Origin of the sequence: Micromonospora sp. CA-249363, assembly GCF_050950185.1 — a bacterium.
Classification (GTDB): domain Bacteria; phylum Actinomycetota; class Actinomycetes; order Mycobacteriales; family Micromonosporaceae; genus Micromonospora.
Window position 1 is genome coordinate 5,727,160 of the sequence record NZ_CP192020.1, and the last position, 25,752, is coordinate 5,752,911.

General features: G+C 72.2%; 30 protein-coding genes. 12 read left to right on the forward strand and 18 right to left on the reverse strand.

The annotated features are described in order from the left end of the window. Positions 1-16 precede the first annotated feature (16 nt). The 3 genes from ACQPZK_RS25490 (at position 17) to ACQPZK_RS25500 (ending at position 2,639) form a co-directional block, all read left to right on the forward strand. Positions 17-1,174: a hypothetical protein gene (locus ACQPZK_RS25490; protein ID WP_433539313.1), complete on the forward strand. Its 1,158-nt coding sequence runs from the start codon at positions 17-19 to the stop codon at positions 1,172-1,174. Continuing rightward, the gene (locus ACQPZK_RS25495; protein ID WP_433535375.1) at positions 1,147-1,860 is read left to right on the forward strand and encodes a response regulator transcription factor; all 714 of its coding nucleotides are present in this window, start codon (positions 1,147-1,149) and stop codon (positions 1,858-1,860) included. Before ACQPZK_RS25490 ends, ACQPZK_RS25495 begins: the two co-directional genes overlap by 28 nt. 71 nt (positions 1,861-1,931) lie before the next feature. Further along, a complete protein-coding gene (locus ACQPZK_RS25500) occupies positions 1,932-2,639 on the forward strand; it encodes a hypothetical protein (protein ID WP_433539314.1) in 708 nt (235 codons plus the stop codon). A gap of 44 nt (positions 2,640-2,683) precedes the next feature. Here ACQPZK_RS25500 and ACQPZK_RS25505 read toward each other — a convergent pair whose 3' ends face one another. The 4 genes from ACQPZK_RS25505 to ACQPZK_RS25520 all read right to left on the reverse strand — a co-directional run bounded on the left by ACQPZK_RS25505 (position 2,684) and on the right by ACQPZK_RS25520 (position 6,823). Continuing rightward, complete coding sequence (locus ACQPZK_RS25505; RefSeq protein WP_433535376.1) at positions 2,684-3,436, reverse strand: lysophospholipid acyltransferase family protein; 753 nt, start codon at positions 3,434-3,436, stop codon at positions 2,684-2,686. A 95-nt stretch (positions 3,437-3,531) separates the two neighbouring features. Then, positions 3,532-5,592 carry an amylo-alpha-1,6-glucosidase gene (locus ACQPZK_RS25510; protein WP_433535377.1) on the reverse strand — a complete coding sequence of 687 codons (2,061 nt, stop codon included), beginning with the start codon at positions 5,590-5,592 and terminating at the stop codon, positions 3,532-3,534. Beyond that, the gene (locus ACQPZK_RS25515; protein WP_433535378.1) at positions 5,592-5,963 is read right to left on the reverse strand and encodes an SCP2 sterol-binding domain-containing protein; all 372 of its coding nucleotides are present in this window, start codon (positions 5,961-5,963) and stop codon (positions 5,592-5,594) included. The genes ACQPZK_RS25510 and ACQPZK_RS25515 overlap by 1 nt, the downstream gene beginning before the upstream one ends. Before the next feature lie 443 nt (positions 5,964-6,406). Further along, positions 6,407-6,823: a CBS domain-containing protein gene (locus tag ACQPZK_RS25520; protein WP_433535379.1), complete on the reverse strand. Its 417-nt coding sequence runs from the start codon at positions 6,821-6,823 to the stop codon at positions 6,407-6,409. A 274-nt stretch (positions 6,824-7,097) separates the two neighbouring features. On the opposite strand from ACQPZK_RS25520, the gene ACQPZK_RS25525 reads away from it, so the two are divergent. Then, positions 7,098-7,679, forward strand: a complete 582-nt coding sequence (locus ACQPZK_RS25525) for a nucleotidyltransferase family protein (RefSeq protein ID WP_433535380.1) — start codon at positions 7,098-7,100, stop codon at positions 7,677-7,679. Positions 7,680-7,701: 22 nt separating this feature from the next. Here the strand turns inward: ACQPZK_RS25525 and ACQPZK_RS25530 are convergent, their stop codons facing one another. From ACQPZK_RS25530 to ACQPZK_RS25545, 4 genes are all read right to left on the reverse strand, one after another. Beyond that, positions 7,702-8,088 (reverse strand): PPOX class F420-dependent oxidoreductase, encoded by a 387-nt coding sequence (locus ACQPZK_RS25530; protein WP_433539315.1) that lies wholly within the window; start codon positions 8,086-8,088, stop codon positions 7,702-7,704. Positions 8,089-8,278: 190 nt separating this feature from the next. Continuing rightward, positions 8,279-9,304, reverse strand: coding sequence for an aspartate-semialdehyde dehydrogenase (locus ACQPZK_RS25535; RefSeq protein WP_433535381.1), 1,026 nt, complete (start codon positions 9,302-9,304; stop codon positions 8,279-8,281). 173 nt (positions 9,305-9,477) lie between these two features. After that, positions 9,478-10,821 carry a M16 family metallopeptidase gene (locus tag ACQPZK_RS25540; protein WP_433535382.1) on the reverse strand — a complete coding sequence of 448 codons (1,344 nt, stop codon included), beginning with the start codon at positions 10,819-10,821 and terminating at the stop codon, positions 9,478-9,480. Next, the gene (locus ACQPZK_RS25545) at positions 10,818-12,110 is read right to left on the reverse strand and encodes a M16 family metallopeptidase (RefSeq protein ID WP_433535383.1); all 1,293 of its coding nucleotides are present in this window, start codon (positions 12,108-12,110) and stop codon (positions 10,818-10,820) included. Before ACQPZK_RS25545 ends, ACQPZK_RS25540 begins: the two co-directional genes overlap by 4 nt. A 97-nt stretch (positions 12,111-12,207) precedes the next feature. On the opposite strand from ACQPZK_RS25545, the gene ACQPZK_RS25550 reads away from it, so the two are divergent. After that, positions 12,208-12,966, forward strand: a complete 759-nt coding sequence (locus tag ACQPZK_RS25550) for a phosphodiesterase (RefSeq protein WP_433535384.1) — start codon at positions 12,208-12,210, stop codon at positions 12,964-12,966. Here ACQPZK_RS25550 and ACQPZK_RS25555 read toward each other — a convergent pair. Next, positions 12,933-13,151: a hypothetical protein gene (locus ACQPZK_RS25555; RefSeq protein WP_433535385.1), complete on the reverse strand. Its 219-nt coding sequence runs from the start codon at positions 13,149-13,151 to the stop codon at positions 12,933-12,935. The two genes, ACQPZK_RS25550 and ACQPZK_RS25555, sit on opposite strands and share 34 nt — an antisense overlap. A 281-nt stretch (positions 13,152-13,432) precedes the next feature. Between ACQPZK_RS25555 and ACQPZK_RS25560 the strand changes: the two genes are divergently transcribed. From ACQPZK_RS25560 to ACQPZK_RS25570, 3 genes are all read left to right on the forward strand, one after another. Next, entirely contained in the window at positions 13,433-14,518 is a 1,086-nt protein-coding gene (locus tag ACQPZK_RS25560; protein ID WP_433535386.1) for a 3-deoxy-7-phosphoheptulonate synthase, read from the forward strand. A 370-nt stretch (positions 14,519-14,888) separates the two neighbouring features. Further along, positions 14,889-15,122: a hypothetical protein gene (locus ACQPZK_RS25565; RefSeq protein WP_433539316.1), complete on the forward strand. Its 234-nt coding sequence runs from the start codon at positions 14,889-14,891 to the stop codon at positions 15,120-15,122. Positions 15,123-15,172: 50 nt separating this feature from the next. Continuing rightward, positions 15,173-15,367 (forward strand): hypothetical protein, encoded by a 195-nt coding sequence (locus ACQPZK_RS25570; RefSeq protein WP_355052229.1) that lies wholly within the window; start codon positions 15,173-15,175, stop codon positions 15,365-15,367. A 64-nt stretch (positions 15,368-15,431) separates the two neighbouring features. On the opposite strand, the gene ACQPZK_RS25575 is transcribed toward ACQPZK_RS25570, so the two are convergent. Genes ACQPZK_RS25575 through ACQPZK_RS25585 form a run of 3 tightly spaced genes read right to left on the reverse strand, consistent with a single transcriptional unit; the run spans position 15,432 to position 16,715 of the window. Further along, complete coding sequence (locus ACQPZK_RS25575; protein ID WP_433535387.1) at positions 15,432-15,971, reverse strand: DUF1360 domain-containing protein; 540 nt, start codon at positions 15,969-15,971, stop codon at positions 15,432-15,434. A 52-nt stretch (positions 15,972-16,023) separates the two neighbouring features. Then, positions 16,024-16,350 (reverse strand): hypothetical protein, encoded by a 327-nt coding sequence (locus ACQPZK_RS25580; protein ID WP_433535388.1) that lies wholly within the window; start codon positions 16,348-16,350, stop codon positions 16,024-16,026. Beyond that, a complete protein-coding gene (locus tag ACQPZK_RS25585) occupies positions 16,350-16,715 on the reverse strand; it encodes a DUF6158 family protein (protein WP_433535389.1) in 366 nt (121 codons plus the stop codon). The genes ACQPZK_RS25580 and ACQPZK_RS25585 overlap by 1 nt, the downstream gene beginning before the upstream one ends. A gap of 130 nt (positions 16,716-16,845) precedes the next feature. On the opposite strand from ACQPZK_RS25585, the gene ACQPZK_RS25590 reads away from it, so the two are divergent. Both ACQPZK_RS25590 and ACQPZK_RS25595 read left to right on the forward strand, forming a co-directional pair. Further along, positions 16,846-17,268: a hypothetical protein gene (locus ACQPZK_RS25590; RefSeq protein ID WP_433535390.1), complete on the forward strand. Its 423-nt coding sequence runs from the start codon at positions 16,846-16,848 to the stop codon at positions 17,266-17,268. Positions 17,269-17,294: 26 nt separating this feature from the next. Beyond that, positions 17,295-17,621, forward strand: coding sequence for a DUF3817 domain-containing protein (locus ACQPZK_RS25595; RefSeq protein WP_355052224.1), 327 nt, complete (start codon positions 17,295-17,297; stop codon positions 17,619-17,621). A gap of 21 nt (positions 17,622-17,642) precedes the next feature. On the opposite strand, the gene ACQPZK_RS25600 is transcribed toward ACQPZK_RS25595, so the two are convergent. Continuing rightward, the gene (locus ACQPZK_RS25600) at positions 17,643-18,125 is read right to left on the reverse strand and encodes a DUF6232 family protein (RefSeq protein WP_433535391.1); all 483 of its coding nucleotides are present in this window, start codon (positions 18,123-18,125) and stop codon (positions 17,643-17,645) included. Between the two features lie 544 nt (positions 18,126-18,669). Here ACQPZK_RS25600 and ACQPZK_RS25605 point away from each other — a divergent pair. Beyond that, positions 18,670-19,647, forward strand: coding sequence for an NlpC/P60 family protein (locus tag ACQPZK_RS25605; RefSeq protein ID WP_433535392.1), 978 nt, complete (start codon positions 18,670-18,672; stop codon positions 19,645-19,647). A gap of 71 nt (positions 19,648-19,718) precedes the next feature. Here the strand turns inward: ACQPZK_RS25605 and ACQPZK_RS25610 are convergent, their stop codons facing one another. The 4 genes from ACQPZK_RS25610 to ACQPZK_RS25625 form a co-directional block, all read right to left on the reverse strand. Further along, positions 19,719-20,708 (reverse strand): sigma-70 family RNA polymerase sigma factor, encoded by a 990-nt coding sequence (locus tag ACQPZK_RS25610; protein ID WP_433535393.1) that lies wholly within the window; start codon positions 20,706-20,708, stop codon positions 19,719-19,721. 401 nt (positions 20,709-21,109) lie between these two features. After that, positions 21,110-22,066, reverse strand: coding sequence for an N-acetylmuramic acid 6-phosphate etherase (gene murQ / locus ACQPZK_RS25615; RefSeq protein WP_433535394.1), 957 nt, complete (start codon positions 22,064-22,066; stop codon positions 21,110-21,112). Further along, on the reverse strand, positions 22,063-22,977 hold the full coding sequence (locus ACQPZK_RS25620) for a MurR/RpiR family transcriptional regulator (RefSeq protein WP_433535395.1): 915 nt from the start codon (positions 22,975-22,977) through the stop codon (positions 22,063-22,065). The genes murQ and ACQPZK_RS25620 overlap by 4 nt, the downstream gene beginning before the upstream one ends. 74 nt (positions 22,978-23,051) lie before the next feature. Next, positions 23,052-24,068, reverse strand: a complete 1,017-nt coding sequence (locus tag ACQPZK_RS25625) for an NAD-dependent epimerase/dehydratase family protein (RefSeq protein ID WP_433535396.1) — start codon at positions 24,066-24,068, stop codon at positions 23,052-23,054. A 192-nt stretch (positions 24,069-24,260) separates the two neighbouring features. On the opposite strand from ACQPZK_RS25625, the gene ACQPZK_RS25630 reads away from it, so the two are divergent. Next, complete coding sequence (locus ACQPZK_RS25630) at positions 24,261-24,953, forward strand: SDR family NAD(P)-dependent oxidoreductase (RefSeq protein WP_433535397.1); 693 nt, start codon at positions 24,261-24,263, stop codon at positions 24,951-24,953. On the opposite strand, the gene ACQPZK_RS25635 is transcribed toward ACQPZK_RS25630, so the two are convergent. Then, positions 24,938-25,672, reverse strand: coding sequence for a dTMP kinase (locus ACQPZK_RS25635; protein WP_433535398.1), 735 nt, complete (start codon positions 25,670-25,672; stop codon positions 24,938-24,940). The two genes, ACQPZK_RS25630 and ACQPZK_RS25635, sit on opposite strands and share 16 nt — an antisense overlap. Positions 25,673-25,752: the final 80 nt, after the last annotated feature.

Here is a 25,752-nt window from a genome sequence, read left to right on the forward strand (position 1 = left end):
CACGCGTGCCGCGCCGGTGCCGGTGCCTCGACCGGACCCGGTCGACGGGCTCGCACCCGAGCAGCCGCCGCTCGCCGCGCCGGCCGCCGTGGCCCGGGCCTCCGACCGGGGCGCACGCATCGTCGCCGTCGCCATCGCGCTGGCCTGGCACGTCGCGATCGGACTGCCGGCGGTGCTGGCGGTCCGCACGCAGTTCTCCGCTCCCACGGTCGTGGTGGGCGGCTGGGTCCTGGTCGCCGTGACCGGGGCGGTGGCCGGCGTCCGGCTGCTGCGCGGCACGCCGCTGCCGCCGTGGCCGCTCGCCGGGGTACTGATCGCCGTCGACGCGGCGGTCTTCGCCGCCGTCGGCGAACGGCAGCTGTTCACCGCCGCCAACTGGGTCTGGGGCACGCTCGGCTGGTTCTTCGTGCTCGCGCTCTGGGGGCGGCGGGTCGGCGGTCTCGTCGCGCTGCTGACCACCCACGCGCTGATCGCGCTCGCCGCCGTCCTCGCGTACGCGCCGAGCGCGGCCGACCTGGCCCGCTACACCATGTACGTCTACGGCACGTTCTCGCTGCCGGTGGCGGTCTTCGCCGGCAGCGCGGTGATCGTCGGCCTGGCCCGGGACCGCGCCGCCGCAGCCGCGGCGATGCACACGATCGCCGCCGAACGGGCCGCCGCCGAGCAGGGCCGGCAGGAACGCCGTGACCGGCTCGCCCTGGCCGGCGCGGCGGCCGGGCGGGTGCTCGACGAGCTGGCCGCCGGGGAGGCGGACCCGGCCGACCCGGAGGTGCAACGTCGGTCCGTCCTCGCCGCGGCCCGGCTGCGCCGCCTCATCGCCGAATCCGACGACGTGCCCGATCCGCTCCTGCACGAGCTGCGGGCCGCCGCCGACCTGGCCGAACGCAACGGGCTGCCGATCGACCTGGTCGCCATCGGCACCCCGCCGCCGCTACCGGTGGAGATCCGTCGCCGGCTGGCCGACCCGCTCACCAGCCTGCTCGCCGACGCCCGGGGGTGGGCCCGCCTGACCGTGGTGTCCGGCCCGGACGAGGTGGTGGTCAGCCTCGTCACGCCGGACCGGGAGGGGCCGGACGCGACCGGCCCGCCAACCGAGCCGGAGGACGGACCGGTGCAGCACCTTTACGAACGGGACGGGGACATCAGATGGGCGCAGACCCGATGGTCGACATGACCGGTGACCGGCCGGTCGGGGTGGCGATCGTCGACGACCATCCGGTGGTCGTCGAGGGGGTACGCGCCTGGCTCGCCAGCGAACCGCGACTGACCGTGCTGGCCACCGGGGACGACCCGGACGAGGTGCTACGGGCCGCGCCGGACGCCGACGTGGTCCTGCTCGATCTGCGGCTGCACGGCCGGATGGCGCTGGACAAGCTGGCCGAGTTGAGCGCCACCGGGCGGCGGGTGGTGGTCTACTCGGAGCACACCGACCCGGAGACGATGCTCGCCGCGCTGGACGCCGGGGCGGTGGCGTTCCTGGCCAAGCACGAGGGCCGCGAGCACTGCGTGGCGACCGTACTCGCCGCGGCGAGTGACCGCCCGTACGTGCCTCCGGCGCTGGCCGGCGCGATGGTCGGCGACCCGAGACCCGACCGACCGGCGCTGTCGGACAAGGAGCGGGAAGCCCTGCTGCTCTGGTTCCAGTCGATGTCCAAGGCGTCGGTGGCGCGCCGCATGCAGATCAGCGAGCACACCGTGAAGCAGTATGTCGACCGTGCGCGGATCAAGTACACCCGGGCGGGGCGGCCGGCAGCCACAAAGGCGGCGTTGCTCGCCCGTGCGATCGAGGACGGTCTCGTCCGCCCGGAGGAGATCGGCATCTACCGGTCACAGGCGACGCACGACCGGCCGACCCCCTAACGGGCGTCATGACAGTGGCCGACGAATCGGCGAAGCTCAACGCACAGCCAGTTCACCGGGAGGTCGTGACGATGCATGCCGACGCGTCCCCCTTCTTCATAGGGCCACACCGGTTCGACGCGCCGGACGACGACGCCGGCCCCACCCTCGACCGTCGGTACGACATGCGCCCGCTGCCCGGCGAGAAGGTGCTCGGGCGGCACCGGCTGCTCGTGGCGGGCTACCTGCTCGGGCCGACGGAGACACGACGCGCCTGGCAGCTCCCCGGGCCTGTCTCGGTGACCGTCACCGACCAGCGGATCTGCTGGGTGGGCACCGGCTCGCAGCTTTCGCTGGTCGCCGACGACGCGCCCCGGCCCCGGCCCTCCGGCCGCGTGACCGGTCTGATGACCGGTCAGATCCGCTGGCAGTGGCCGTCCCGGCTGGAGCTGCCCGCCGAGCCGCCGCAACTGATGATCGTCTGCGACGCGTTGCGGACGATTCAGCAGCCGGCGCTCGCACTGGGTGGGTCATCGGGCGAGGTCGTCGCGCTGGCCCGGCAGGTCCGCCGGGCGGTGGCCATGTTCCGCCTCACCCGCCCGCAACTGGTGGACCTCTCCGCTCAGGAGCGCGACGTCCTCCTGCTCCGGGCCGGCCCCGCGCTGCTCGCCGGGGACACCCGGATCACCCTGCCCGGCTCGCTGCCGGTGGAGTTCCGCTCCCGCGACGACTACTACCGCCCGGGGCCGGAGCCCCGTTCCTGGGACGGCTTCGCGGACGGCACGTCCGGGCGTCACTGACCCCGGTCGGCCACCGCCACCCTCGGGCGGGCGGCGGGCGTTCCTCAGAGGCTGGCGGCGCGTTCCTCCCCGTCGGCGTCCAGCGCGGCGGCCTCCTCCGGCGTCGGTGCGCTCCCACCGAGGTGAGCCGGCTGCCACCAGGTGTCCTCCGGGCCGGCCGGCACATCCGGGTACTCGCGCTGAGCCCGCTCGACGAGCGCGCTCAGCCGGGTGGTCAACTCGGCGGCCAGCACGTTCGGGTCCGGAAAGTCCGCCGGCAGGATCGGCTCGCCGACGAGGATCGTGATGGGCGTGTGGCGGCGGGTGAGCGTGCGGGGGCGGCCCTTCGTCCAGAGTCGCTGGGTGCCCCACAGTGCGACCGGCAGCACCGGCACCTTCGCCGAACGGGCCATCCGGACGGTGCCGCTCTTGAGTTCCTTGACCGTGAACGACCGGCTGATGGTGGCCTCGGGGAAGACGCCCACCACCTCCCCGCGCTTGAGCGCGTCGACGGCCGCCCGGAACGAGGCCGCGCCGGCCTGCCGGTCCACCGGGATGTGCCGCATGCCGCGCATCAGCGGGCCGGAGATCCGGTGCGCGAACACCGACTGCTTGGCCATGAAGCGGACGAGCCGACCCGAGGGGTTCGCGCCCAGGCCCGCGAAGATGAAGTCGAGGTAGCTGACGTGGTTGCTGGCCAGCACCGCCCCGCCCGTGCGGGGTACATGGTGGGCGCCCTCGATGGTGATCTTCAGGTCGAGGACCCGGAACAGCGTCTTGGCAGCGGCGATAACGGGCGGGTACACGAGCTCCGGCATCCGCAGAATCTACCGTGCCCGGCTGGGGATCGCCTGGGTGGCGGCCCGGCGGCGACGCGGGTGGCGCGCCGCCGCCGGTGTGCCTGGCGCGCGGCTCAGTCGGCGAGACTGTGCAGGTCGAGCCGTCCCCGGGCGAAGGCGTCCACCCGCCCCCAACGGCCCGGAATGTCCAGGACCTCGATCCGGCCCATCCCGACCGGGAGACGCGGCTCGACCGCCAGGTGCCCGTCGTGCGGTTCGAGACCGAGCATGGTGCGCAGCAGCAGCAACGGCGTACCCGTCGACCAGGCCTGCGGGCTGCATGCCGTCGGGTACTCGACCGGGAACTTGGTCAGCTCCCGCGGGTAGCCGCCGAACGCCTCCGGTAGCCGCCCGTCGAAGTAGGTGGCCGCGTCGAGGATGCCGTTGGCGATGGTGGCGGCCTCCTCGGCGAACCCGTACCGACGCAGGCCCCAGGCGATGAACGAGTTGTCGAACGGCCAGATCGTGCCGTTGTGGTAGCCGATCGGGTTGTAGCGGGCCTCCCCCTCGGCGAGCGTGCGCACCCCCCAACCGGAGAACAGTCGCGGCCCGACCAGGTGCGCCGCGAGCTTCTCGGCCCGCGCCGGATCGACGATCCCGCTCCACAGCAGGTGACCGATGTTGGAGCTGAGGACGTCGCACTGGCGACCGTCCGGGTCCAGGGCCAGCGCGTAGTACCCGCCGTCGTCCACCCACCAGTCCCGGTTGAACCGCTCCTTCAGCTCCGCCGCCTCCCGCTCCAACTGGTCGGCGAACTCCGGGTCGTCCCAGAACAGGCGGGCCATCCGCGCCCCACGGACCTTGGCGTCGTACGCGTACCCCTGTACCTCGCAGGTGGCCCGGGGAAACGGCGGCAGGGTGCCGTCGGAGTAGGAGATCGAGTCCCAGGAGTCCTTCCAGCACTGGTTCTCCAGGCCGGTCTCGGTGTTGCGGCGCTCGTACCAGATGTAGCCGTTGCCGACCAGGTCGGCGTAGCTGTCGATCCACTTGAGCGCGGCCCGGGACTCCTGCTCCAACTCCTTGACCAGCGCCACGTCCCCGCTCCACCGCTCGTACTCGTCGAGCAGCACCAGGAACAGCGGAGTCGCGTCCACCGATCCGTAGTACGGCGAGTGCGGCTGCTCCTCGAAGGCGGCGGTCTCGCCGTAGCGCATCTCGTGCAGGATCCGCCCCGGATCCTCGTCCCGGAAGTCGTCGAACCGGCTGCCCTGCAGGGACGCCAGGATGCGCAGCGTCGTCTTCGACAACTGCGGCGTGAACGGCAGCGTCTGGAGGCAGGTGAGGATGCTGTCCCGGCCGAACATGGTCATGAACCAGGGCAGACCGGCCGCGGGCAGGGTGGCTCCCCCGAGCGACAGCGGCGAGAAGCGCAGCGCCGCCAGGTCGATCAGACTGCGCCGGTACGTGCTGGCGACCCGGCCGTGCTCGCTGTTCACCTTCGGCGCATCCGCGATCCACTGCTCCAGGTCGTGTTGCAGGGCGAGTCGCTCGCTGCCGTGTACGCGCAGCCCCATCCGCAGGTCCCGGTCCCCGGGGCCGACCGCGCGCGTCTGCACGTCGATCGTCGCTTCCCACTGCTCGTTGGGTTCCAGGTGGACGGTGTACGCGAAGCCCCGGTTGTCGTAGCGGGCCGACATCGTCGAGGAGATGATCGTCTCGCGTCGGAAGTTGCCCCGGCGGTACCCGAGGCGCAGCTTGTCCAACTCGACCTCGGTGTAGATCTCGCCCTTCTTGTTCAGGATCTCGTCCTTCACCTGGAACAGGTCGGCGAAGTCGGACGCCGCGTCCATCCTTACTTCCAGGTCCACAGCCTTCTCGTCGTGGTTGAGGATGGTGAGCTGTTCCCGGAAGCTGCCGCCGACGGCCCGTTCGCGGATGATCGACAACTTCGCGTCCACGTAGTGCGTGGCCATCCCCGGCACCAGGAAGAACCGCGATTCGAAGTACTGCAGGTCGTCGTACGAGAGTGAGTTGAGGCGTTCACCGTTCACACTCAGGATCCAGGTCGACAGGAACCGGGTGTCGATGGAGAAGAGCCCGGTCGGCTCGCTCGGCGTCGCCTCGATGTCACCGGTGTCCTCGCAGACGACGAACGTGTTGCCGTCCAGGATCCGGATCGTGTTGCTCTGCCCCATCACCGCACCTCCCCAGCGAATCGGCGACGCGGCCCACGGGCGTCCGGCGACCCGGGGAAGACCCGCTCCACCTGCACCACCAGCCGGGCGTCCCCCGACACCGTCATGTCCCCACGCAACAACGCGGCCAGGCCGTGCTCACGGCCGGCCGCTATCTCGTCGAACAGCATCGGGCTGGCACCGATCACCGTGTCGGCCTCGCTGTCCTCCTGGCTCACGTTGAGCCGCCCATGGTCGATCTTCAGCAGCCAGTGCCGGGTCTGCGCCCCCTCGTGCAGGTCGATCCGCAGTGTCCCGGAGGTCTTCGCCAGCAGAGGCTCGTACCCCCGCCGGTCCAGCTCCTCGAAGAACCTCGTGGTCGCGTCCACCATCGGGTCCACTCCTCCCAGTCGGCCGGGCCCCGCAACTCACCCGGCGCGCTCACGACCGGCGTCGCACGTCCCCGCACGGGTCCCCGCACCCCACAAGCCCAACCTCGCCCAAATAGGGTGACCAACCCAACCTCCCGCCCCGCCCTCCGCCCTCCCCCTCCCCGCCCCTCCGCCGGCGCCCCTCCCGCCCTGCCCCGGTGATCAAGAGGTTTGCGTCACCGCTCTCGGCGTGTCGTGACGCGAACCTCTTGATCACCGGGGCTGAGGGCGGGGGCAGGCGCGGGGCAGGGCAGGGCCGGGCAGGGCCGGGCAGGGCCGGGCAGGGCCGGGCAGGGCCGGGCAGGGCCGGGCAGGGCCGGGCAGGGCCGGGCAGGGCCAGGGCGCAGGCAGGGGGGCGCCGGCCCTTCCGGGACGGAAGGGCCGGCGCTTCTGGGCTGCGTGCGTCAGTTGTTCGGGTCGTCGGCGCTGATGTCGGCCAGCACCGACTGCGGTTCACGCTCGACCGCGAGGTCGCCCATCGAGACCAGGCCGATCAGGCGGCCCTCGTCGACCACCGGCAGTCGGCGTACGGCGTAGGTACGCATCAGGTCCGCCGCGGACACTGCGTCGTCGTACTGGCTCACCGTGATCACATCGCGGCTGGTGATCTGGTTCAGCCGGGTCGAACCCGGGTCCATGTTCTCCGCGACACCCCGGACCGCGATGTCCCGGTCCGTGACGATACCGACGACACTGTCGCCATCGGTCACCACCACGTCACCAATGGCGCTGTCGCGCATCTCCTGCGCGGCGGCGATCAGCGTGTCGTTGCCGTCCATCGTCACCAACCGGGTCGTCATGAACTCTCCGACCGTTGTCATGGTGCTCCCCTCTCGGTGTCGGCACGGCCCGTCTACCCGCCGCCCCGCAGGGGGTAACACCATCGGTCGGCCGGGCTGTCCGTCGGGCAGACTCAGCCCACTCGTCGCGAGCAGTAGGCCGACCAGGCCGTAGAGGGCCACCGGATGTCGCGAAGGGCAGCAGTGCCGTCACCGCCTGGGCTGCTCCGGCACGGCGGTCCGGTCCACCCGCCGATGGTCCCGGCACCCGTCGGCCGGGCAGCGAGTCCGGGTCACAACACCTACCGTGGGTCCGGTGCTGACGGGTGAACATGAGCTGCGGGAGTTGATCGGCGGCAACGCCTGGCTGACCCGGGCGCTGGCCGTCGTCCGCGACTCCGGCCTGCCCGACGCCTGGATCGGCGCGGGCGCGCTACGCGACCTGGTCTGGGGCGAGCGGTACGGCGACGGGTTCGACCCGACGACCGTCCGCGACGTGGACGTGGTCTTCTTCGACCCGGTGAGGTTGGCCCGCGAGGACGATCAGCGGGCCACCGACCGCCTGACCGCCGCCTGGTCGGCCCCGCCGTGGCAGGCGCGCAACCAGGCGGCGGTACACACCTGGTACGCCTCGAAGTTCGGCGGAGACCCGATCGCCCCGTACCGCAGCGTGGCCGAGGCGGTCGCCACCTGGCCGGAGTACGCCACCGCCGTCGCCGTGCGCCTGGCGGCGGACGGTGAGCTGGAGATCTGCGCCCCGTACGGCCTCGCGGACCTGCTGGACGGGGTGTGGCGACACAACCCGAGCCGGGTGGACGTCGCGCTGTCCCGACAGCGGCTGGCCCGCCACCGGCCCGCGCAGCGTTGGCCCGGGGTGACCGTGGTCGAACCGGGCTGACCGTCGCCCGGCAGATGCCCGGTCAGGAGCGGGGCGGGATCCCGTAGACCCGCTCCACGTGCAGGCGCAGCACCAGCCGCCGCTCGGCGACCATGGCGTCGCGGTATTCGGCCCAGTCCGGGTGCTCGCCGCGCAACGACCGGTAGAGCCCGACCAGCTCCTCGACTGTGGCGTCGTCGGCGTCGGCCGCCGTGGCGGTCAGCTCGGCCCGCCCCTCGACGACCGCGTACGCCCAGCCGTCCTCGCTGCTGACGTGGAAGCTGGCGCGCGGGTCCCGACGGAGGTTGGCGGTCTTGGCCCGGCCGTCGGTGACGGACACCCGGATCAGGCCGGCGGCGGGGTCGAACGAGTAGACCACCGTGGACATCTGCGGTCGTCCGTCGCGCTTGATGGTGGCGAGCACGCCCATCGAACGAGCGGCGATCAGCTCGGTCAGCGCCTGCTGGTTGGGGTCCTCCGGCACGGCTTCCTCCAGGTGGCACGGTCGGTTTCGTCCATCCAAACACGACAGGGTCGTCCCCGCTCCCGAGGTGCCGGTACCCACCAAACGACTGCGGGCCCGGACCGTGACCGGCCGGGCCCGCAGGGGACGGTGACGGTCAGCGCCGTTCGGCGGCGACCAGCTCGGCGAGCTGTACGGCGTTGAGGGCCGCGCCCTTGCGCAGGTTGTCGTTGGAGCAGAACAGCGCCAGCCCGTACTCGACGGTCTCGTCGGCGCGGATGCGACCCACGTAGGTCGGGTCCTGCCCGGCGGCCTGCAACGGCGTCGGCACAGCGGTCAGCGCGACGCCGGGCGCGTCGGCCAGCAGCTCGTGGGCCCGCTGCGGCGTGATCGGCCGCGCGAAGCGGGCGTTGATCTGCAGCGAGTGGCCCGTGAAGACCGGCACCCGGACGCAGGTGCCGGAGACCTTGAGATCGGGGATCTCCAGGATCTTGCGACTCTCGTTGCGGAGCTTCTGCTCCTCGTCGGTCTCGAACGAGCCGTCGTCGACGATCGAGCCGGCCAGCGGCAGCACGTTGAAGGCGATCGGCTCGGCGAACGAGCGCGGCGCGGGGAACTCGACGGCAGACCCGTCGAAGGCGAGACCCGAGGCGTGCTCGGCGACCTTGCGGACCTGCTCGTCCAGCTCGGCGACGCCGGCCAGCCCGGCGCCGGAGACCGCCTGGTACGTCGAGACGACCAGGCCGATCAGACCGGCCTCGGCGTGCAGCGGGCGCAGCACCGGCATCGCGGCCATCGTCGTGCAGTTGGGGTTGGCGATGATGCCCTTCGGGCGCTCGGCCGCGGCGTGTGGGTTGACCTCGGCGACCACCAGCGGCACCAGCGGGTCCATCCGGAACGCCGAGGAGTTGTCGATCACCACGGCGCCGGCCTCGGCGACCCGGGGGGCCAACTCCTTGGCCGTGCCCTTACCGGCCGAGAAGAGCACGATGTCCAGCCCGGAGTAGTCCGCCGTCGCGGCGTCCTCGACGGTGATCTCCTCGTCGCGCCACGGCAGCGTACGCCCCGCGGACCGCGCCGAGGCGAACAACCGCACCTGCTCCGCCGGGAACTTCCGCTCCGCCAGCACCTGCCGCATCACGCCACCGACCTGGCCGGTGGCCCCCACAATGCCGATCCTCATGCCCGGAGGCTACCCACCCCACCCCCGGAACCGGGACCCCTTTCCCACCCCCCGGGTCCCACCTCACACCGACCGCCCTCCCCCGTCGATCATGAAGTTGTTGCCACGACACGCCGTGCCAGGTGACAACAACTTCATGATCAACGAGGTCAGGGACATCAGGGGGGTCCGGGTTAGGGGAGCAGGTTTAGGTCTCCTAGGGCTGCGGACTCCAGGTCTTCGCGGATTGCTGCCGCGTCGCCCTCTACGACCAGGGTCAGCGCTTCCGTGTGCAGGTGCGTGGCCGCCGCGGCGGAGACCTGGTCCACGTCGGCGTTGAGCAGTTCCTCGCGCAGCCGGGCGTGGTAGTCGTCCGGCAGGTCGTGCACCACGAGCGTGGTCAGGGCGGACGCGATCGCCCGAGGGCTCTGCAACTCGACCGAGAGCTGCCCGGCCCGCCAGGAACGGGCCACCGCCAGCTCGTCCTCGGTCACGCCCTCCGCCTGCGTACGGGCGATCTCGCCCACCGCCTCGACCAGGGCCGGGGCGGTGACGGCGGTCTGTACGCCCGAACTGACCGCGAACCGGCCGAACCGCCGCGAAGAGGCGAACTCGCCCCGAATGCCGTACGTGTAGCCACGCACCTCGCGGATCAGGTGGTTGAGCCGGGAGGTGAACGCCCCACCGAGAACCGTGCCGGCGAGGGTCATCGGCACGTGGTCGGGGTGCGCCCGGTGTGGCGACGGGTGACCCAGTCGCAACGTGGACTGCACCGAGCCCGGCCGGTCCACCAGGATGATCCGCCGGCCGGCGCGCAGCGGCACCTCGAGCGGAGCGCCCTGCTCGGCCGGGCCGCCTCCGGTGCCGGCGAACGCCGCCGCCGCCAGCGCGTCCAGGTCGATCCGGTCCAGGTCGCCGGCGACGACCAGGGTGCCGGGCCGCAGGAACCACTCCGAGTGGAAGACGGTGATGTCCTCCACGTCCAGGGCGGCCACCGAGTCCGGGTCGCCGTACATCGGTCGTCCCCACCGCGTGTCGACGCCGAACAGGTCGGCGCGCAGCGCGGCGTCGGCGCGCGGACCGGGGTTGGCCCAGTCCATCCGGAGCGCGTTCGCCTCGTCGTCGCGGACCCGCAGCACGTCGGCCGGGTCGAGCCGGGGCGTCCGGACGGCCTCGGCGAGCAGTTCCACGGCGGCGGTCAACCGGTCCACCGGGACCTGCACGCTGACCTGGAACGAGTCCCAGTCCAGCCCGGTCACCAGCTCGGTGCCCAACGCCTCGATGGCCAGCGCGTACGCGGTGGCGTCCCGCTGCGCGGTGCCCTCCTCCACGGCCTTGGCGAGGACGCCGCCCAGCCCTTCCTTGCCGGTCAGCTCCCGGCTGGCGCCGGCGTCGAGCAACAGCAGCGCGACGGCGAGGTTCTGCCCGGGCAGGTGCGCGGCGACCACCTGGCCACCGCCCACCGCGCGGCGGACCACCGGCGGAAACCGGTACGGGCGAGCGGCACCCGGGCCGGGACGGTCGGTGATCAGCGTCATGCGGTCTCCTCGGGCACGTAGGTCAGGGTCACCCGGTCGGCGGCGCCGAGCACCTCGGCGGCCGTCTCGGCGATCTGCTCGGCGGTCACGGCGAGCCAGGCGGGCAGCCGGTCGGCGGCCCGGGCCGGGTCACCGAACTGGGTGGCGTACCGGCCGAGCGTGTCCGCGCGGCCGTCCACCGTCGACATCTGCCGCCACCACGCGGTGCTCAACAGCGCCTTGGCCCGGTCGAGTTCGGCGGCGGTGACCGGCACGGTGGCCAGCTCGTCGACGACCTCGGCGAGCCCCTCGGCCAGCCGTTCGGCGCTCACCCCGGGCCGGGCCGTGGCGGTGGCGATCAGCGGCGCGGGCGCGTGCGCGAGGTCCACCCCGTACGCGCCGACCAGGTCGGGTTGGGCGATCCGCTCGCCGTCCGCGAGCCGCTGGTAGAGCCGACTGCCCCGACCGCTGCCGAGGACCGTGGCGAGGACGGTGAGCACGTCGTACCCGGGGCTGCCGAACGGGTGGCCGCGGTGCGCGACGTACACGCGCGGCGCGGGCACGTCGGCCGTCACGGTCTCCACGGCGGGCCGTCCGGTGGCCGGAACGCTGCGGCCGTCGGGGGCGGCCGGGATGTCGTCACGGGCGGGCAGCGCGCCGAAGTACTTGTCGGCCAACGCGAACACCTCGGCCGCCGTGGCGTCGCCGACGACGGTGAGCACGGCGTTGTTCGGCGCGTAGTACATCTCGTGGAACGCCTGGAAGGTGGCCAGGTCGGCGGCGTTCAGGTCGGCCATCGAGCCGATCGTCGAGTGGTGGTACGGATGCCCCGGCGGGTAGAGCAGCGGCAGCAGCCGCAGCCAGGCGTCCCCGTACGGGACGTTCTCGTAGCGCTGCCGGCGCTCGTTCTTGACCACCTCACGCTGGTTGTCCAGCGTCTCCTGGGTGAGCGCCGGCACCAGCCCACCCATCCGGTCGGCCTCCAACCAGAGCGCCAGCTCCAGGTGCTCGGCCGGGACCGTCTCGAAGTAGTTCGTCCGGTCCGGGTTGGTGGTGGCGTTGAGCGAACCGCCGGAGCCCTGGATCAGCTTCATGTGTTCGGTCTTCGCCACGTTCACCGACCCCTCGAACATGAGGTGTTCGAAGAGGTGGGCGAAGCCGGTCTGCCCGGCCGGCTCGTGCCGGGATCCGACGTCGTACCAGAGGTTCACGGCCACCGCGGGCGCGGTCCGATCCTCGCTCACCACCACACGCAGGCCGTTGTCCAGTCGGGACGTCTCGATGGGCCAGGGGTAACCACTGTCGGGCATGGCACGACGCTATCCGATCTCGCGGGCCCAGAGGTGACGTGCGGTGCGTCGGCGAGCCGACCCGCATCGAGTCCGCCGCTCGGGGTACCGCAGGGGAATGACCCGACCGACGCCCCAGGAGCCCGCACGCCGCGCCGCCGGACCGGCCGCCCGCGCCGTCGAACGCGCGAGCGCCGCGCTCGGGCGCCTGCGTCGCGGCCGGTTGCTGCATCCGGCGGGCGCGTCGTTCTCCGCCAGGGTGACGATCTGGGGCACGCCCGGACCGCCCGTCGGGGTCGGCCTCCTGGACGACCCCGGCGAGTACGCGGGGGTGGTCCGCCTGTCCCGGGGCACGCCCACGCCCGGCGGGTGGCCGGACGTGCTGGGCCTGGCGTTGCGCGTGGACTCCGGCCCGGGGCGACCGTTCGACCTGCTGGTCAGCTCGAGCGGCGCCGCTCCGGTGCTGCGGAACCTGCCGCTGCCCCGCCGAGGCTTCTCCGGCACGTACAGCACGATCATGGGTTATCGCGCGGGCCGCCACCGACTCTGGTTGGCGGCGTTGGCCGACCCGGAGGCCGTCGACCTCGGTCGTACCCTGTCCGCCGTCACGGCCGCGGCCCAGGCGGACGCGCCGCGCATGGTGCTCGCGGTCGCCTCCGCCGTGGGGTCGTGGCGGCCGATCGGCCAGGTCGGCATCGGGGTTTCGCTCGACGCCCGGCAGGACGCCGCGCTCGCGTTCGACCCGGTGCGCAACCTGCCGGCCGGACTGCGGGCGGCAGGTCCGCTCGCCTGGCTGCGCGAGCAGACCTACCGGGGGTCACGCGAGGCCCGCGGTGTGACAGCTCAGTCCGGCGGCTCGACGGCCACCACGGTCTGATCCGAGGTACGCCGTTCGAGGACCGTGTCGGGGGCCGCGTTCTGGTCCGCCTCCCGCAGATCCGATTCGGCGAGGATGGCCTCCGCCTGCGCCTGCGGATCGTCGCTGCCCGCCGCGACCTCCTCGGGAAGGAGGTGGTGGGCGCGGGACTCCGCCCGCTCGTGATCGCTCTGCTCGTCAGTCATGGCACCCCTGTTACCCCGGGCACGGCCTTCACACGCGGTGTTCACTCCGCATCCTGGGACGAGGGGCCGGCGAGCCCCGCCGGGTCGGGTAGGCTGGCCGGGTGATGAGGACGTATCGATGGTTTAGGCAGCCGGCTCGCACGCCGGTGACTTCACCATGATCTGACGTCACCACGGACCGAGCCGGCCGGGCAGGAGCTGTCGTTCCCGCCCCTCTGCGTACGAGCAGCCGGCTCGTCCCGGGCACCGGCCCCGGGCACGGTCGGCGAAAGGATGCCACCGTGACGACCCCGGAGACCGATCGGGTCAGCGACCAGCGGATCGACCGCGTCGTGCCGCTGACCACACCCGCCCTGCTGCACCACGAGTTGCCCCTTCAAGCCCCGCTCGCCGCGGCCGTGTTGAACGACCGCCGCGCGGTGAGCCGTGTTCTCGACCGCGAGGACGACCGCCTGCTGGTGGTCGTCGGCCCGTGCTCGGTGCACGACCCGGCCGCCGCGTTGGAGTACGCCGAGCGTCTGCGCGCCGCCGCCGACCGGCTCGCCGACGACCTGCTCATCGTCATGCGGGTCTACTTCGAGAAACCCCGCTCGACGGTCGGTTGGAAGGGCCTGATCAACGACCCCGGGCTGGACGGCAGCGGCGACGTCAACACCGGCCTGCGCCGGGCCCGGGCGCTGCTGCTCGACGTCCTGCGCCTCGGCCTGCCGGTGGGCTGCGAGTTCCTCGACCCGATCACCCCGCAGTACATCGCCGACACGGTGGGCTGGGGCGCGATCGGCGCCCGGACCGTGGAGAGCCAGGTGCACCGGCAGCTCGCGTCCGGCCTGTCCATGCCGATCGGCATGAAGAACCGCCCCGACGGCAGCATCGGCACGGCCGTGGACGCGATCCGCGCCGCCGGAGTGCCGCACGTCTTCCCGGGCATCGACTTCTCGGGCACCCCCGCCATCATGCACACGCGGGGGAACACCGACGGTCACCTGGTGCTGCGCGGCGGCGGCGGTCGACCCAACTACGACGCGGAATCGGTGGCGGGAGCCCTCGACCTCCTCCGGGCCGCCGGGCTGCCCGAGCGCCTGGTGATCGACGCCAGCCACGCCAACAGCGGCAAGGACCACCGCAACCAGCCACTGGTCGCCGCCGACGTGGCCGCCCAACTGGCCGCCGGCCAGCGCGGGATCACCGGCGTGATGCTGGAGTCGTTCCTCCTGCCCGGCCGGCAGGACCTCGATCCCACCCGCGAGCTGGTGTACGGCCGTTCGGTGACCGACGCCTGCCTCGGCTGGGACGACACCGCCGAGGTGCTCGCCGCGCTGGCCACCGCCGTACGCGCCCGCCGGGCCACCCTGCCCACCCCGGCCTAGGGCGTGCGTCGAAGTCCTCGGTCGAGCAGGCCGGCCAGGGCCTTTGACACATGCCCTCAGGGTGTGACGGCCGGCACTGCGGTGCACGGAACACGAGCGGGCGCGGCCTGGTTAACTGAGGTGTCGGTGTGCTCAGTGTCCCCGGGCCTCACCTAAACAGCCCTCGCGGAATACCGTTCGGCTGGAGCCGCGTCGCGCCACTCGCCGAGAGGCGACCTACACACCGACACCAGCGCCGCCCCCGGCTCACGAGGCCGGGGGCGGCGCTGTCTGTCCGGACGTGACCCGCGGCGGGGACACGGGCGTGACCTGGACGTCGACCGGCGGCCGGGACACGGGCGTGACGTTTGACCGATTCCGGCCCGGGTAGCTGATCGGTGTGACCGACGACGCATCCGTGACCGACGAGCCGGACACCCGCCCCCTCGACGACCTGCTCGACGACATGTACCGGGGGCAGGAGCGCATCACCCAGGGCGAGATCTATCGCCGGGCCGTCGCCGCCGAACTCCCGCCGGACCTGCTCGCCCGCATCGACGCGCTGCCCGAGGGCGAGTACGCGGTGGACGAGGCCAGCGACCTGCTGGGTGGCAACGTCGGGTGAGCGGAACGAGCGCAGCCAGCGAGCCCAGCGACGCGAAGGGACGACACACCATGACGCACCACGAGGACCACGACGAGAAGGTCCCGGCGCTGGGCCAGCCACCGGAGGGCAGGGACACCACGCCCGAGCCGGACTTCGCCAACGAGCACGACCGCACGGCGGTGGACCGCGACATCATCACGGGCGCGGACGAGGACGAACGCGAGCCGGAGTCGCCGCACGGCTGGTCCGGCATGCAGCGTTGACGCGTGTACGACAACGGGGGCCGGCGAATTCGCCGGCCCCCGTCGTGTTGTGCCCGTCGTCGGTTCAGTCGTCGTCGTGTCCGCCCTCGGCGGCCTGCTGCGCCGAGGCGTACGCCATCTGGAGGAAGTCGGACGCGGCCACGGCGGTGAGCGCGGTCGCCACCAGACGCGTCAGCCGGGGGGCGAGCACCAGTCCTCCGGTGAGCCCCGTGGCCACCCAGACGGCCAGGCAGAACGGGCAGCTCAGCAGCTCACCGATGGCGTGCCGGGTGGAGCTGCCGGAGTCGCGGACCTGTTCCATCACCTCGCCGCTGCCGATCGGCCGGTCGTAGCGGGTGAACGGGGCCCGTAGCGGGCTGGTCACGGCGTCCTTGGACAGCAGCCGGCTGAGCTTGTGCGTGGCGATGGAGAGCAGCACCACGTCGGCGACGGCGGGACGCTCGGGCACCGGCCGGCCGGTCACCTTGACCAGGCCGGCGAGCGCTCCGGTGACGCCCGCGTAGGTGCCCATCGCCGCCAGGTAGCCGCCGAGCGGTCGATGCTCGTGTGGCGCGTACGCCCGGCGCAGCCGCGCCACCCTCTGTCGCAGGCCAGTGTCGGTCACCGGTCTCCTTCCATGTCGTCGTGGTGCGAAGGGTCCGAGCGGCCGGCGTGTCTCAGCCGGCCTGAAGGTTGTCGGCGACCTCGCGGACGAGGTTGGTCAGCGCCTCGTCGGCCAACTGGTCCGGGTCGGTGCCGGAGCCGTCGGTCAGGTCGAGCTGGATCCGCGCGCCGCCGGAGTCGGCCGGATCCACCCGGATCTCGGCCGCCCAGTCGGCGTCCCCCCAGCGGGCCCGCAGTTCCTCACCGCTGACCTCGGCCGGAGGGCTTCCGTCGGTGCGCAGCGGCGCCGGCAACCAGGCCGAGGCCCGAGCCGGGTCGGTGGCCGTGTTGAAGACGACCTCGGGCGGCGCGGACATGCCCCGCACGGCTCGCGCCGCCATCAGGCGTCCCGCAGGCGGCTCGGGTCGACCTCCCGGCCGGGGTGGCGGGCCAGGTACTCGGTCTCCAACTCGGCGGTACGCCGCAGGTGGTTCGCGAGCGCGGAGTCCGCCGCGTGCCGCAGCGTGTCCAGCCGGGTGCGGTGCAGGCTGTGCATCTCGCGGATCAGATCGTCGTCGGTCAGCTCCGTCGGGTCGATCCCGACCGCATCGTCGTCGAATTCGGCGCCGACCGCGTCGCCGTCGAGTTCGGCGCCCGCCGGGTCGGCGAGGTGGTCGCCGCCCCACTCGGGCACCCGCTGCTCCGGGCTCATCTCCGTACCGCCGCTGGACGCAAAGCCGTCCTCGCGTACCGATCCGGTCATCATCGCCCCCCTGGTCTCGTTTGGGCTGGCGTCTAGACGGATGCCCACACCGGGTGACGCCAAACCATCCCGCCCACTCGCCAGCTACGACACCGCGTCGGAGAGCGCCGGCGTTCCCGGTACCCTCGACGCCATGAGGTGGCTCTGGACCCCGGCGTGGATCGCACGTCACGTGGCCATGGTCGTGCTGGTCGGGAGCTTCCTCGGGCTGGGCTGGTGGCAGATCAGCCGGGCAACCGCCGGCAACAACCTCAGCTGGGGGTACGCCGTCGAGTGGCCGATCTTCGCCGGCTTCGTGGTGTACGTCTGGTGGCGCGAGGTACGGCTGGCCCGCCGCGCCGCACAGGGCTTCACGGCGTCTCCCGGCGCACCGGCCGACGAGCCGGTTCCGGCCGCGAGCGCCGACTCCCGACCGGCGGTACGCCGACCGGTGCGGGTGACGAGGACGCCGGTCAACGCGACGCCCGGTGACGACGCTGCCCTGGCCGCCTACAACGACTACCTGTCATGGTTGAACGCCAATCCGGGCGCCCGGCCCGGTGACTATCCCGGCTGAGCCGGGGCTCGGAAGGACGGACGAAGGTGGGCGCAGCCCTTACCCGGTACCGCGTGATCGCCTGGATCGTGGGCGTGGTGCTGATCCTGCTGGTCGTGATCGGGATGCCGCTGAAGTACGCGTTCGACAACCCGACGGTGGTGGAGACGGTCGGCCCGGCGCACGGCTTCCTCTACATGATCTACCTGGTGGCCGCGTTCGACCTCAGCCGCCGGGCCGACTGGCCGCTGAAGCGGATGCTCCTGGTGATGCTGGCCGGCACCGTGCCGTTCGTCTCGTTCTACGCCGAACGTCGCGTCACCGCCTGGCTCGACCGGCCCGCCACCCGTACGCCGGAGCCGGTCGCCGGCTGAACCCGCCGCTGGCTCGGACCGTCAGCGGTTCGGCCGCCAGGGGTCGGTGGAGGCGAGCGGGTCGACCCAACCGCCGTACCGGTTGACCTCCCGCGCGCGCAGCAACGCCCGGGTGACCTGGCCGAACTGCCGCTCGTCATCGGCGCTGAAGAGCAGCACCTCCGCACCCCGGTGCCAGCCCCACAGCTCGTACGGCGGTGGCCGCCAGCGGTCGCCGACCAGGGCGAGCGCGGCCGGCAGCAGGAGGACCGCTCCGAGGATGAGGTACGCCTCGGCGGTCAGCCGCTGCAGTCCGCCGCTGAAGCCGAGGAGCAGGCCGACCACGCCGATCATGGAGGCGGTGGTCACGACGGCCCGGACGGCGATCCGGTCGTGCGGGCCTCGGGTGGTACGCAGGTGGGTCAGGTCGGGGACGCGGTAGCTGGTGCGGCCGACGGTGAACCGGTCGACGGTCACGATGATGCCGGGTCGCGCGTAGAGCAGCGTGGACCTGGCACCGGGCACCGTTCGCTGCGGTCGCGTCGTTGCGCCTTCACGATTCACGGTTCCTCCCGCGGGTGCGGTCTGTCGGGTCGGGCTCCGTGACCACCGGTGTGGGTGTCCGATGACGGGATTCCCGGCTCCGGGCTCCATTGTGTTGGGGCACCGCCACCCCACCTGGGCATTTACCGGGAGCGGACCGCCCACCCGTCCGGGCGACATCGTCGCGAAACAGCATCCATTTCAGCTTTTATCCGGTATGGCGCGCTGTTAACCGGCGGCATACGCCGGGAACGACGAAAGTCGCATTTCGGTCAAAAGTTTGTGAAAAAGGCACGGCAACGGCCTCACCCCCGTGTCGGCGGCCCCGTTGGGGCCGTGGCTCCCCACCCTCACTTCCTGCCACTTGGTCAACATTCGCCCCTGCTTCAACTGCGCAGCACAACCGTCCCGGGTTAGGTTGGGCAGGCCGGTCCGGCCCAGTGCCGTCCACCCGGACGACCCCGGCCGGTGTCGCCGAGGGCGTCAGCAGCCCCGTCGGCGACCGTGGGAGAGGAGCCTCTCGCTCTTGTCATCCCTGAGAACCCTGCTGCGTACCGTGGCGCTGGTCGGCCTGTCGGCCGCTCTGATCGCCCCGACGGCGGCGGCGCACGCCGAGCCGTCTCCCGCCGACCTGACCCGCCGGATCGAGACGTCCTCGACCGAGTTGGAGCGGGTCGTGGAGTCGTACAACAAGCTCACGGAGGACATCAAGGTCAACAAAGCCGCGGTGGCCCGATTACAGGCCCGCATCGGCCCGCTCGAAGAGCAGGCCGAGCAGAGCCGGAAGGACGTCGCCGCACTCGCCAACAGCGCGTACAAGAGCGGTGGCCTGCGTACCGCCGACGCGTTGCTCCGGCCCGGCGGCTCCACCGCCCTGCTGGACCGGCTCGGCACCCTCGACCAGCTGACCCGCCAACGCCAGGAGCGCATCTCCGGCTTCACCGACACGCAACGGCGGCTGCTCGACGAGAAGAAGCGGCTGGACGCCACGCTGGCCCGGCAGGCCGCGCAGGCCCGCGAGCTGGCGGCGGGCAGGACGCGCATCGAGAAGGACCTGGCCGAGCTGTACGAGCTGCGCCGACAGGCGTACGGGGCGGCCACCGAGCGCCCCGCGCCCAAGGCGGCGCAGGCCGAGGCCCGGAACGTACCGGCGGTCGCCGGAGACGCCGGCACGGCGGTGCGGTACGCCTTCGGCGCGATCGGCAAGCCGTACGTCTGGGCGGGCGAGGGGCCGGGTGGCTACGACTGCTCCGGGCTCACCCTGGCGGCCTGGCGGGCGGCCGGACGGTCGCTGCCGCACAGCGCGCGGATGCAGTGGGGCGCGGTCGCGCACATCGGTCGAGGAGACCTTCGCCCGGGAGACCTGGTCTTCTACAGCGGTCTCGGGCACGTCGCCCTCTACGTGGGCGACGGACAGGTGATCGACGCGCCGAGCGCCGGTCGCAACGTGCTCAAGCGCGGCATGAACATGATGTCGATCCATGGGTACGGCCGGGTCCGCTAGCCCGACCCGAAACGGCGAACGGCCGGCGTCCCCCTATCGGACGCCGGCCGTTCGCCGTCATTACTACCAGGTCAGGCTGCCTGCAACCCCTCGGCCCGGGCCAGCTCGCGGAGCCGACCGAGGGCCTGGATCTCGAGCTGCCGGATGCGCTCGCGGGACAGCGAGAAGCGCGAAGCCACCTCGGTCAGCGAGTGCTCGCGGCCGTCCTCGAGACCGTAGCGGGCCCGCATGATGCCGGCCGACCGGTCGTCGAGGTGGTTGAGCAGCCCTTCGATGCGCTGCCGCTCCAGACCGCTGAGGACGATGTCCTCCGGGGACGGCGCGTCGCTGTCGGCGACCAGGTCACCGAGGTTGGTGTCGCCGTCGTCGCCCACCGGGGTGTCCAGCGAGACCGTGTCCTGCGACCAGCGGCGCAGCTCGTTGACCCGCTCGACGGTGACGCCGAGCGAGGCCGCGATCTGCTCCGGCTCGGGGTCGCTGCCCAGCTCACGGGTGAGCTGCCGGGTCACGTTGCGCATCCGGTTGACGTCCTCCACCAGGTGCACCGGCAGACGGACGGTGCGCTCCTGCTGGGCGATCGCCCGGCTGATGGCCTGGCGGATCCACCAGGTGGCGTAGGTGGAGAACTTGTAGCCACGCTCGTAGTCGAACTTCTCGACCGCCCGGACGAGGCCGGTGTTGCCCTCCTGGATCAGGTCCAGCATGGGCATCCCGGAGCGTACGTAGCGGCGGGCGATCGACACGACCAGTCGCAGGTTGGCGCGGATGAAGAGGTCCTTCGCGCGCTCACCCTCGGCGACCAGCCGATCCAGGTCGGCCCGGTCGACACCCTCGGGAACGGCATCCTCGCCGAGCAGGTGCTCGGCGTAGAGGCCCGCCTCGATCGCCTTGGAGAGATCGACCTCCTTGGCGGCGTCCAGCAGTGGCGTCCGGGAGATCTCGTGCAGGTAGACGCCGACCAGGTCACGCTCCTCGGCGACCTCGTCGGTTCGCATGCCAATGTTCTTGTCCACGTTGCCCACGGTCCCCTCGCTCGCGCCGGTTGCCCGGTTCCTTGCCATTCCCCACGTCGGTCAGCCCCTGGTAACTTCTGCTGTGCCCACCGGTGCTGACACCTACACAACAGATGAGACGTGTCGGGGATTCCATTTCGTGAGTCGAAAGTGTCACGAATGCCTGAGTAGTTGCTGAGAGCACGGTCCATGTTTGCTGTCAGCACCCGTCGGGTGGCGCGCCGCTGGGCACCTCGAACAGGCTGGTGGATCGACGAAACACCGATCGCTCGCACCATAGGCAACACCGCCCGCCGCACTTGCACAGCGACCCGGGTCACCACCTGGCTGCGATCCTGGTCACTGCCAGATACGCAGCGCCGGACCGGTCGGTTCATCCACGAGGGTGTTATTACCCTCCGCCCCGATGAACAATCCGGGGCCCCGTTCGCTTCCCGGGTGGGCTGGGCTCAGGAGTCGAGCAGGGCGAGGGCGCCGCGTACCTGGTCGGCGGAGCGGGCGAGGGCGGCCCGCGCGGCGGCCACCTCGGCACCGGAGACAAGGGTGACGAGCGCCGTCTTCAGGTCGCCGTCGGCCTCGCCGAGGGCTCGCCGGGAGACCTCCTCGGAGCACCCTGTCGCCTCGACCAGGATCGAGATCATTCGGCCCCGAAGCTTGGCGTTGGTGGCAACCATATCGATCATGAGGTTCGAGTAGACCCGGCCCAGGCGCACCATGACGGCGGTCGAGAACGCGTTCAGCACCAACTTCTGCGCGGTGCCCGCCTTCATCCGGGTCGACCCGGTGACCACCTCCGGTCCGGTGTCCACCCCGATGAACACGTCGACCGACCGGGCAGCCTCCGCCTCCGGATTGGCGCAGAGCAGCACCGTCGAGGCGCCCGTGGCGCGGGACGCGGCGAGCGCACCGAGGACGTACGGGGTGCGTCCGCTGGCCGCCAGACCGACCACGAGGTCACCGGCACGCACACATCCGGCCGCTTCGAGCGCGCCGCCCCGGTCGTCGTCCTCGGCGTCCTCCACGGCGCGCAGCATGGCGTCCGGGCCGCCAGCGAGGTGGGCGCAGAACCAGTCCCGGGGCGAGTTGAAGGTGGGCGCCAGTTCGGCGGCGTCGAGCACGCCCAGCCGGCCGGAGGTGCCGGCCCCGAAGTAGTGCACCCGGTGGCCCCCGCGCAGCGCCGCGACGGCCAGGTCGACCGTGGCGGCGATCTCGTCGAGCACCGCGGCCACCGCCGCCGGCACTCGTCGATCGGCGTCGTTGATCACGGTGAGAACGTCCCGGGTCGACATCAGGTCGAGGTCGGCGCTGAGTGGGTTACGCCGTTCGGTGGGCGCGGCCACCCGGACCGTCGGGCGGGTGGGTGGTGCTGGCACATCCCTGTCCGGCTCGACCGAGCCGGGCGTCATGCCCGCCTCCGGCTCGCGCCCACCCGGTGCGACTGGACCGCCTCGGCGGTCGCCTCGAGGGCCTTGCGGGCGCGGGACCGGTTGCGGGCGGCCACCCCGACGAAGAGGCAGTCCACGACGGTGAGCTGCGCCAGACGGCTGGCTGTGGCGCCCGAGCGGTAGGTCGTCTCGCGGGCAGCGGTCGTCAGGACGAAATCGGCGACCTCGGTGATCGGCGAACGCGGGAAGTTGGTCAGCGCAACGGTGCTCGCGCCGCGCGTCCGGGCCTGCTCCAACACCTCGATCACGTCCGAGGTGGTGCCGGTGTGCGAGATGCCGATCGCCACGTCGCCGCGACCGAGCAGGGCGGCCGAGGTCAGCGCGGTGTGCACGTCCGGGAAGTAGAAGGCGACCCGGCCGATGCGGTGCAGCTTCTGCTGGAAGTCCGAGGCGACGAACCCACTGGCCCCGGCGCCGTAGATGTCGATCCGGCCAGCGCCGGCGATCGCCTCGACGACCTGCTCGCAGACGGCCGGGTCGAGCTGTTCGGCGGTCTCCTCGACAGCTCGGGCGTCGTTGAATGCGATGGTGGCGATGATCTGGGCGAGATCGGCGCCGGGCGGGATGTCACCGCCGACGACCCGCGCGTCCGGAGGTTCGACGCGACGGGCGGCCTCGGCGGCGAGCCGGATGCGCAGCTGCGGGTAGCCGTCCATTCCGACCGACCGGCAGAACCGGATGACGGTCGCCTCGGAGGTCTCCGCTGCGGTGGCGAGGTCGGTGATGGTCCTCCGAGCGGCGGCGGCCGGGTCGGAAACGACCAGCCGGGCGACCCGCTGCTCGGCGGGCGACAGCGACGGCAGAAGCCCGCTGATGTGGACGATCAGCCCACCGGGCTCGTGACTCGCAGAAAGCTTCGGACTCTTCGCCACGGGTGAAACTTACTTTCACCAAGCGTGAGCGTCAACCATCACCGTCTGTGGTGGGAAAGTGTCGACGATCCGGATCACGCCGTTCGCACAGCGTGCCACGTACCCAGTATCGCCGCCTCATCCGCCGGGTCGAGTCCACCCTGCCGTACGTCGCCCGGATGGGCGCTCATCCAGGAGGCCGTCGCCCGAACGGTGTCGGCAAGCGGACGGACGACCAACCCCGCGGCCAGGGCCGCGGAGACGTCCCGGTCCATCAGGCCGGCGGACTCCGGCAGCCGTACCCACAGTGGCAGCGCGCGCTCCCCCGACCACTCGCGTACGTCGTGCGCGTGCAGGAAGTCCTGGTCGACCCAGGTGAGACGGGGATCGGCGACACCCAGACCGGCGGCCACCCCGGCCAGCATCTCCGCCCGGGACATCGTCGGCCCGGTCCCGTCGTACGTGCCGCTGAGCCGGGTGCCGGCGGCGTTCAGCAACCAGCTGGCCAGATCCTCGACGTCCACGAACTGCACCCGGTCGGTCGGCTCCCCCGGCGCCAGCACCTCCCCGCCGGCCGCCAACCGGCGCACCCAGTACGGGAAGCGGTCGCTCGAATCCTCCGGGCCGACGATCAGCCCGGCCCGGCAGATGAACGACCTGTCCGCGCCCACCCGCTCGCGCACCAGCCGCTCGATGGCGACCTTGCACTCGCCGTACCAGCGGAAATCCGGGTCCGGTGCCTCCACGCCCGACGGAGGGGGTGGCAGCACCGGCGCGTCCGCCGCCGATTGACCCGGGGTCGTGTTGTCCGCGTACACCGACACCGTCGACACCAACGACCAGTGACCGACGTGGTCGGCCAGCGCATCGAGGGCGTGCCGGGCGTGGTCGACCTGACGGGTCACGTCCACGACCGCGTCGAAACCCCCGCGGGCGAGCGGCGTCAGCGCCGCCGGGTCGTCGCGGTCCACCGACACCAGTCGCGCGCCCTCCGGTACGGCGCCGGACACGCCCCGCGCCGCGCAGACCACCTCGTGCCCCCGCGCGACGGCGAGCCGAGCCAGAGCCCGACCGAGAAATCGAGTACCTCCGAGAACAAGAATCCGCGCCATTTCCCGATCCTGCGCCACCCCACCCCGAAAGGCCCCATGCCTCTGCTCTGGGCAGACAAGCCCGACCGCCGGCTCGTCGATCATGAAGTTGTCGCCCTCCGGATCGGCGTGTCGTGGCAACAACTTCATGATCAACGAGGTATGTGGGGTGGGGCCGGGACTGGGGCGGGAGCGGGGGTTAGCGTTTTGGGCATGGTGGGGCGGAGTGTGGTGGTCACCGGCGGTGGCGGCGGGTTGGGCGGCGCGGTCGTCGCCTCCTTTGTCGAGGCGGGCTGGCGGGTGGTCGTACCACGAAGGGGTGGGCCCGTCGGGTCGGAGCCGGCGGCGGACGGGCTGGTCTCGCTCAGCGCGGACCTGACCGAGCCGGCGGACGTGGCGCGCGTGGTCGAGGCCGCCGCCGGTGAGCCGGCGGCGCCGCTGCGGGCGGTGGTGAACCTGGTCGGCGGGTACGCCAGCGGTGGCCTGGTGCACGAGACACCAGTCGAGGATTTCGAGCGGATGCTGACCGTCAACCTGCGCCCCACGTACCTGGTCACGCAGGCCGCGCTGCCGCACCTGGTGGCGGCCGGAGGCGGCGCCGTGGTGTGCGTCTCCGCCCGCGCGGCGGTCAGCCCGTTCGCCGGGGCCGCCGGTTACGTCACGGCCAAGGCGGCGGTGCTGGCCTTCGCCAACGCCGTCGCGGTGGAGTACCGCTCCCGCGGGGTCCGCTGCAACACCGTGCTGCCCAGCGTCATCGACACTCCGGCGAACCGGGTCGCGCAGCCCGACGCCGACCACTCGCGCTGGGTGACCCCGGCCGAGATCGCGCCGGTGATCCGTTTCCTCGCCTCGCCGGACTCGGCACCGACCAGCGGAGCCACCGTCCCGGTCTACGGACGCGCCTGAACCAGCAGCGGCACGTCGCCGGGCCCGGGAAGATCCGGCGTGGGTGGCATCCCGGTCGACGGCCGCGCCGGGTCCGGCGGGAGGTCCGACGGTAGCCAGGACGACAGGTGGGCCTGGATCTGCTCGGTCACCTCCTCGGCCGGACGGCCCGCGTCGACGAGTACGAAGCTCGGGTACTCGGGCAGCGTCCGGTAGGCGGTGTCCGCCGCGGTCAGCCAGCCCATCGACTCGTGGTCGGTGCCCCGCTCCTCGATGCGCCGGTACGCCTCCGCCGGGTCGACGGCGAGCAGGAAGGTCACCTGCGGCGTCGGGAACAGTCGGTAGCCGGCCCGCGCCAGTCGTTCCCAGCGGTGCCCGCCGTGGGCGCGGATGCTGGCGTACTGACAGGCCGAGTAGCGATCCATCACGGCCGTCCGGCCGGTGAGCACGCAACTGAGCAGGGCTGCGGCGATGGCCAGCCAGCGCAGTACGGACTCCACGGCGAGGACGCCGTCGCGCCCGACGAGGCGTTGCGCGTCCGGACGGCCGAGACGATGGGCGAGCCGCCCGAGCCAGCGGCGTCCACTGGCGTTGCGGCGGTACGTGGCGGGGCGGCCTGCGGCGTTGAGCGCGTCCGCCAGTCGGTGTGCCTGCGTGGTCTTGCCCGAGCCGTCGATGCCGATCAGAGCGACGGTGCGCAACCGGGCCTTGCGGCGTCGCGTCCCCGATGGTCTGGCCACCCTCGAAAGGTTATCCGACCCACGCCGGCCTACTGTGATCTTTATACCCGTTTGTTCCGGTTGGCACCCGACCACGACCG

Bases quoted from the DNA above. Each gene is read 5' to 3' on its own strand.
- ACQPZK_RS25535 (WP_433535381.1), bottom strand. From the start codon at position 9,304: ATGAGGATCGGCATTGTGGGGGCCACCGGCCAGGTCGGTGGCGTGATG.
- ACQPZK_RS25545 (WP_433535383.1), bottom strand. From the start codon at position 12,110: ATGCCCGACAGTGGTTACCCCTGGCCCATCGAGACGTCCCGACTGGAC.
- ACQPZK_RS25540 (WP_433535382.1), bottom strand. From the start codon at position 10,821: ATGACGCTGATCACCGACCGTCCCGGCCCGGGTGCCGCTCGCCCGTAC.
- ACQPZK_RS25515 (WP_433535378.1), bottom strand. From the start codon at position 5,963: ATGGTGGACGCGACCACGAGGTTCTTCGAGGAGCTGGACCGGCGGGGG.
- ACQPZK_RS25510 (WP_433535377.1), bottom strand. From the start codon at position 5,592: ATGGGGCAGAGCAACACGATCCGGATCCTGGACGGCAACACGTTCGTC.
- murQ (WP_433535394.1), bottom strand. From the start codon at position 22,066: ATGACGCCCGGCTCGGTCGAGCCGGACAGGGATGTGCCAGCACCACCC.
- ACQPZK_RS25495 (WP_433535375.1), top strand. From the start codon at position 1,147: ATGGGCGCAGACCCGATGGTCGACATGACCGGTGACCGGCCGGTCGGG.
- ACQPZK_RS25590 (WP_433535390.1), top strand. From the start codon at position 16,846: ATGAGGTGGCTCTGGACCCCGGCGTGGATCGCACGTCACGTGGCCATG.
- ACQPZK_RS25530 (WP_433539315.1), bottom strand. From the start codon at position 8,088: ATGGGCGTGCTCGCCACCATCAAGCGCGACGGACGACCGCAGATGTCC.
- ACQPZK_RS25630 (WP_433535397.1), top strand. From the start codon at position 24,261: ATGGTGGGGCGGAGTGTGGTGGTCACCGGCGGTGGCGGCGGGTTGGGC.
- ACQPZK_RS25585 (WP_433535389.1), bottom strand. From the start codon at position 16,715: ATGATGACCGGATCGGTACGCGAGGACGGCTTTGCGTCCAGCGGCGGT.
- ACQPZK_RS25520 (WP_433535379.1), bottom strand. From the start codon at position 6,823: ATGACAACGGTCGGAGAGTTCATGACGACCCGGTTGGTGACGATGGAC.
- ACQPZK_RS25555 (WP_433535385.1), bottom strand. From the start codon at position 13,151: ATGACTGACGAGCAGAGCGATCACGAGCGGGCGGAGTCCCGCGCCCAC.
- ACQPZK_RS25550 (WP_433535384.1), top strand. From the start codon at position 12,208: ATGACCCGACCGACGCCCCAGGAGCCCGCACGCCGCGCCGCCGGACCG.
- ACQPZK_RS25500 (WP_433539314.1), top strand. From the start codon at position 1,932: ATGCATGCCGACGCGTCCCCCTTCTTCATAGGGCCACACCGGTTCGAC.
- ACQPZK_RS25505 (WP_433535376.1), bottom strand. From the start codon at position 3,436: ATGCCGGAGCTCGTGTACCCGCCCGTTATCGCCGCTGCCAAGACGCTG.
- ACQPZK_RS25570 (WP_355052229.1), top strand. From the start codon at position 15,173: ATGACGCACCACGAGGACCACGACGAGAAGGTCCCGGCGCTGGGCCAG.
- ACQPZK_RS25625 (WP_433535396.1), bottom strand. From the start codon at position 24,068: ATGGCGCGGATTCTTGTTCTCGGAGGTACTCGATTTCTCGGTCGGGCT.
- ACQPZK_RS25610 (WP_433535393.1), bottom strand. From the start codon at position 20,708: ATGGCAAGGAACCGGGCAACCGGCGCGAGCGAGGGGACCGTGGGCAAC.
- ACQPZK_RS25580 (WP_433535388.1), bottom strand. From the start codon at position 16,350: ATGGCGGCGCGAGCCGTGCGGGGCATGTCCGCGCCGCCCGAGGTCGTC.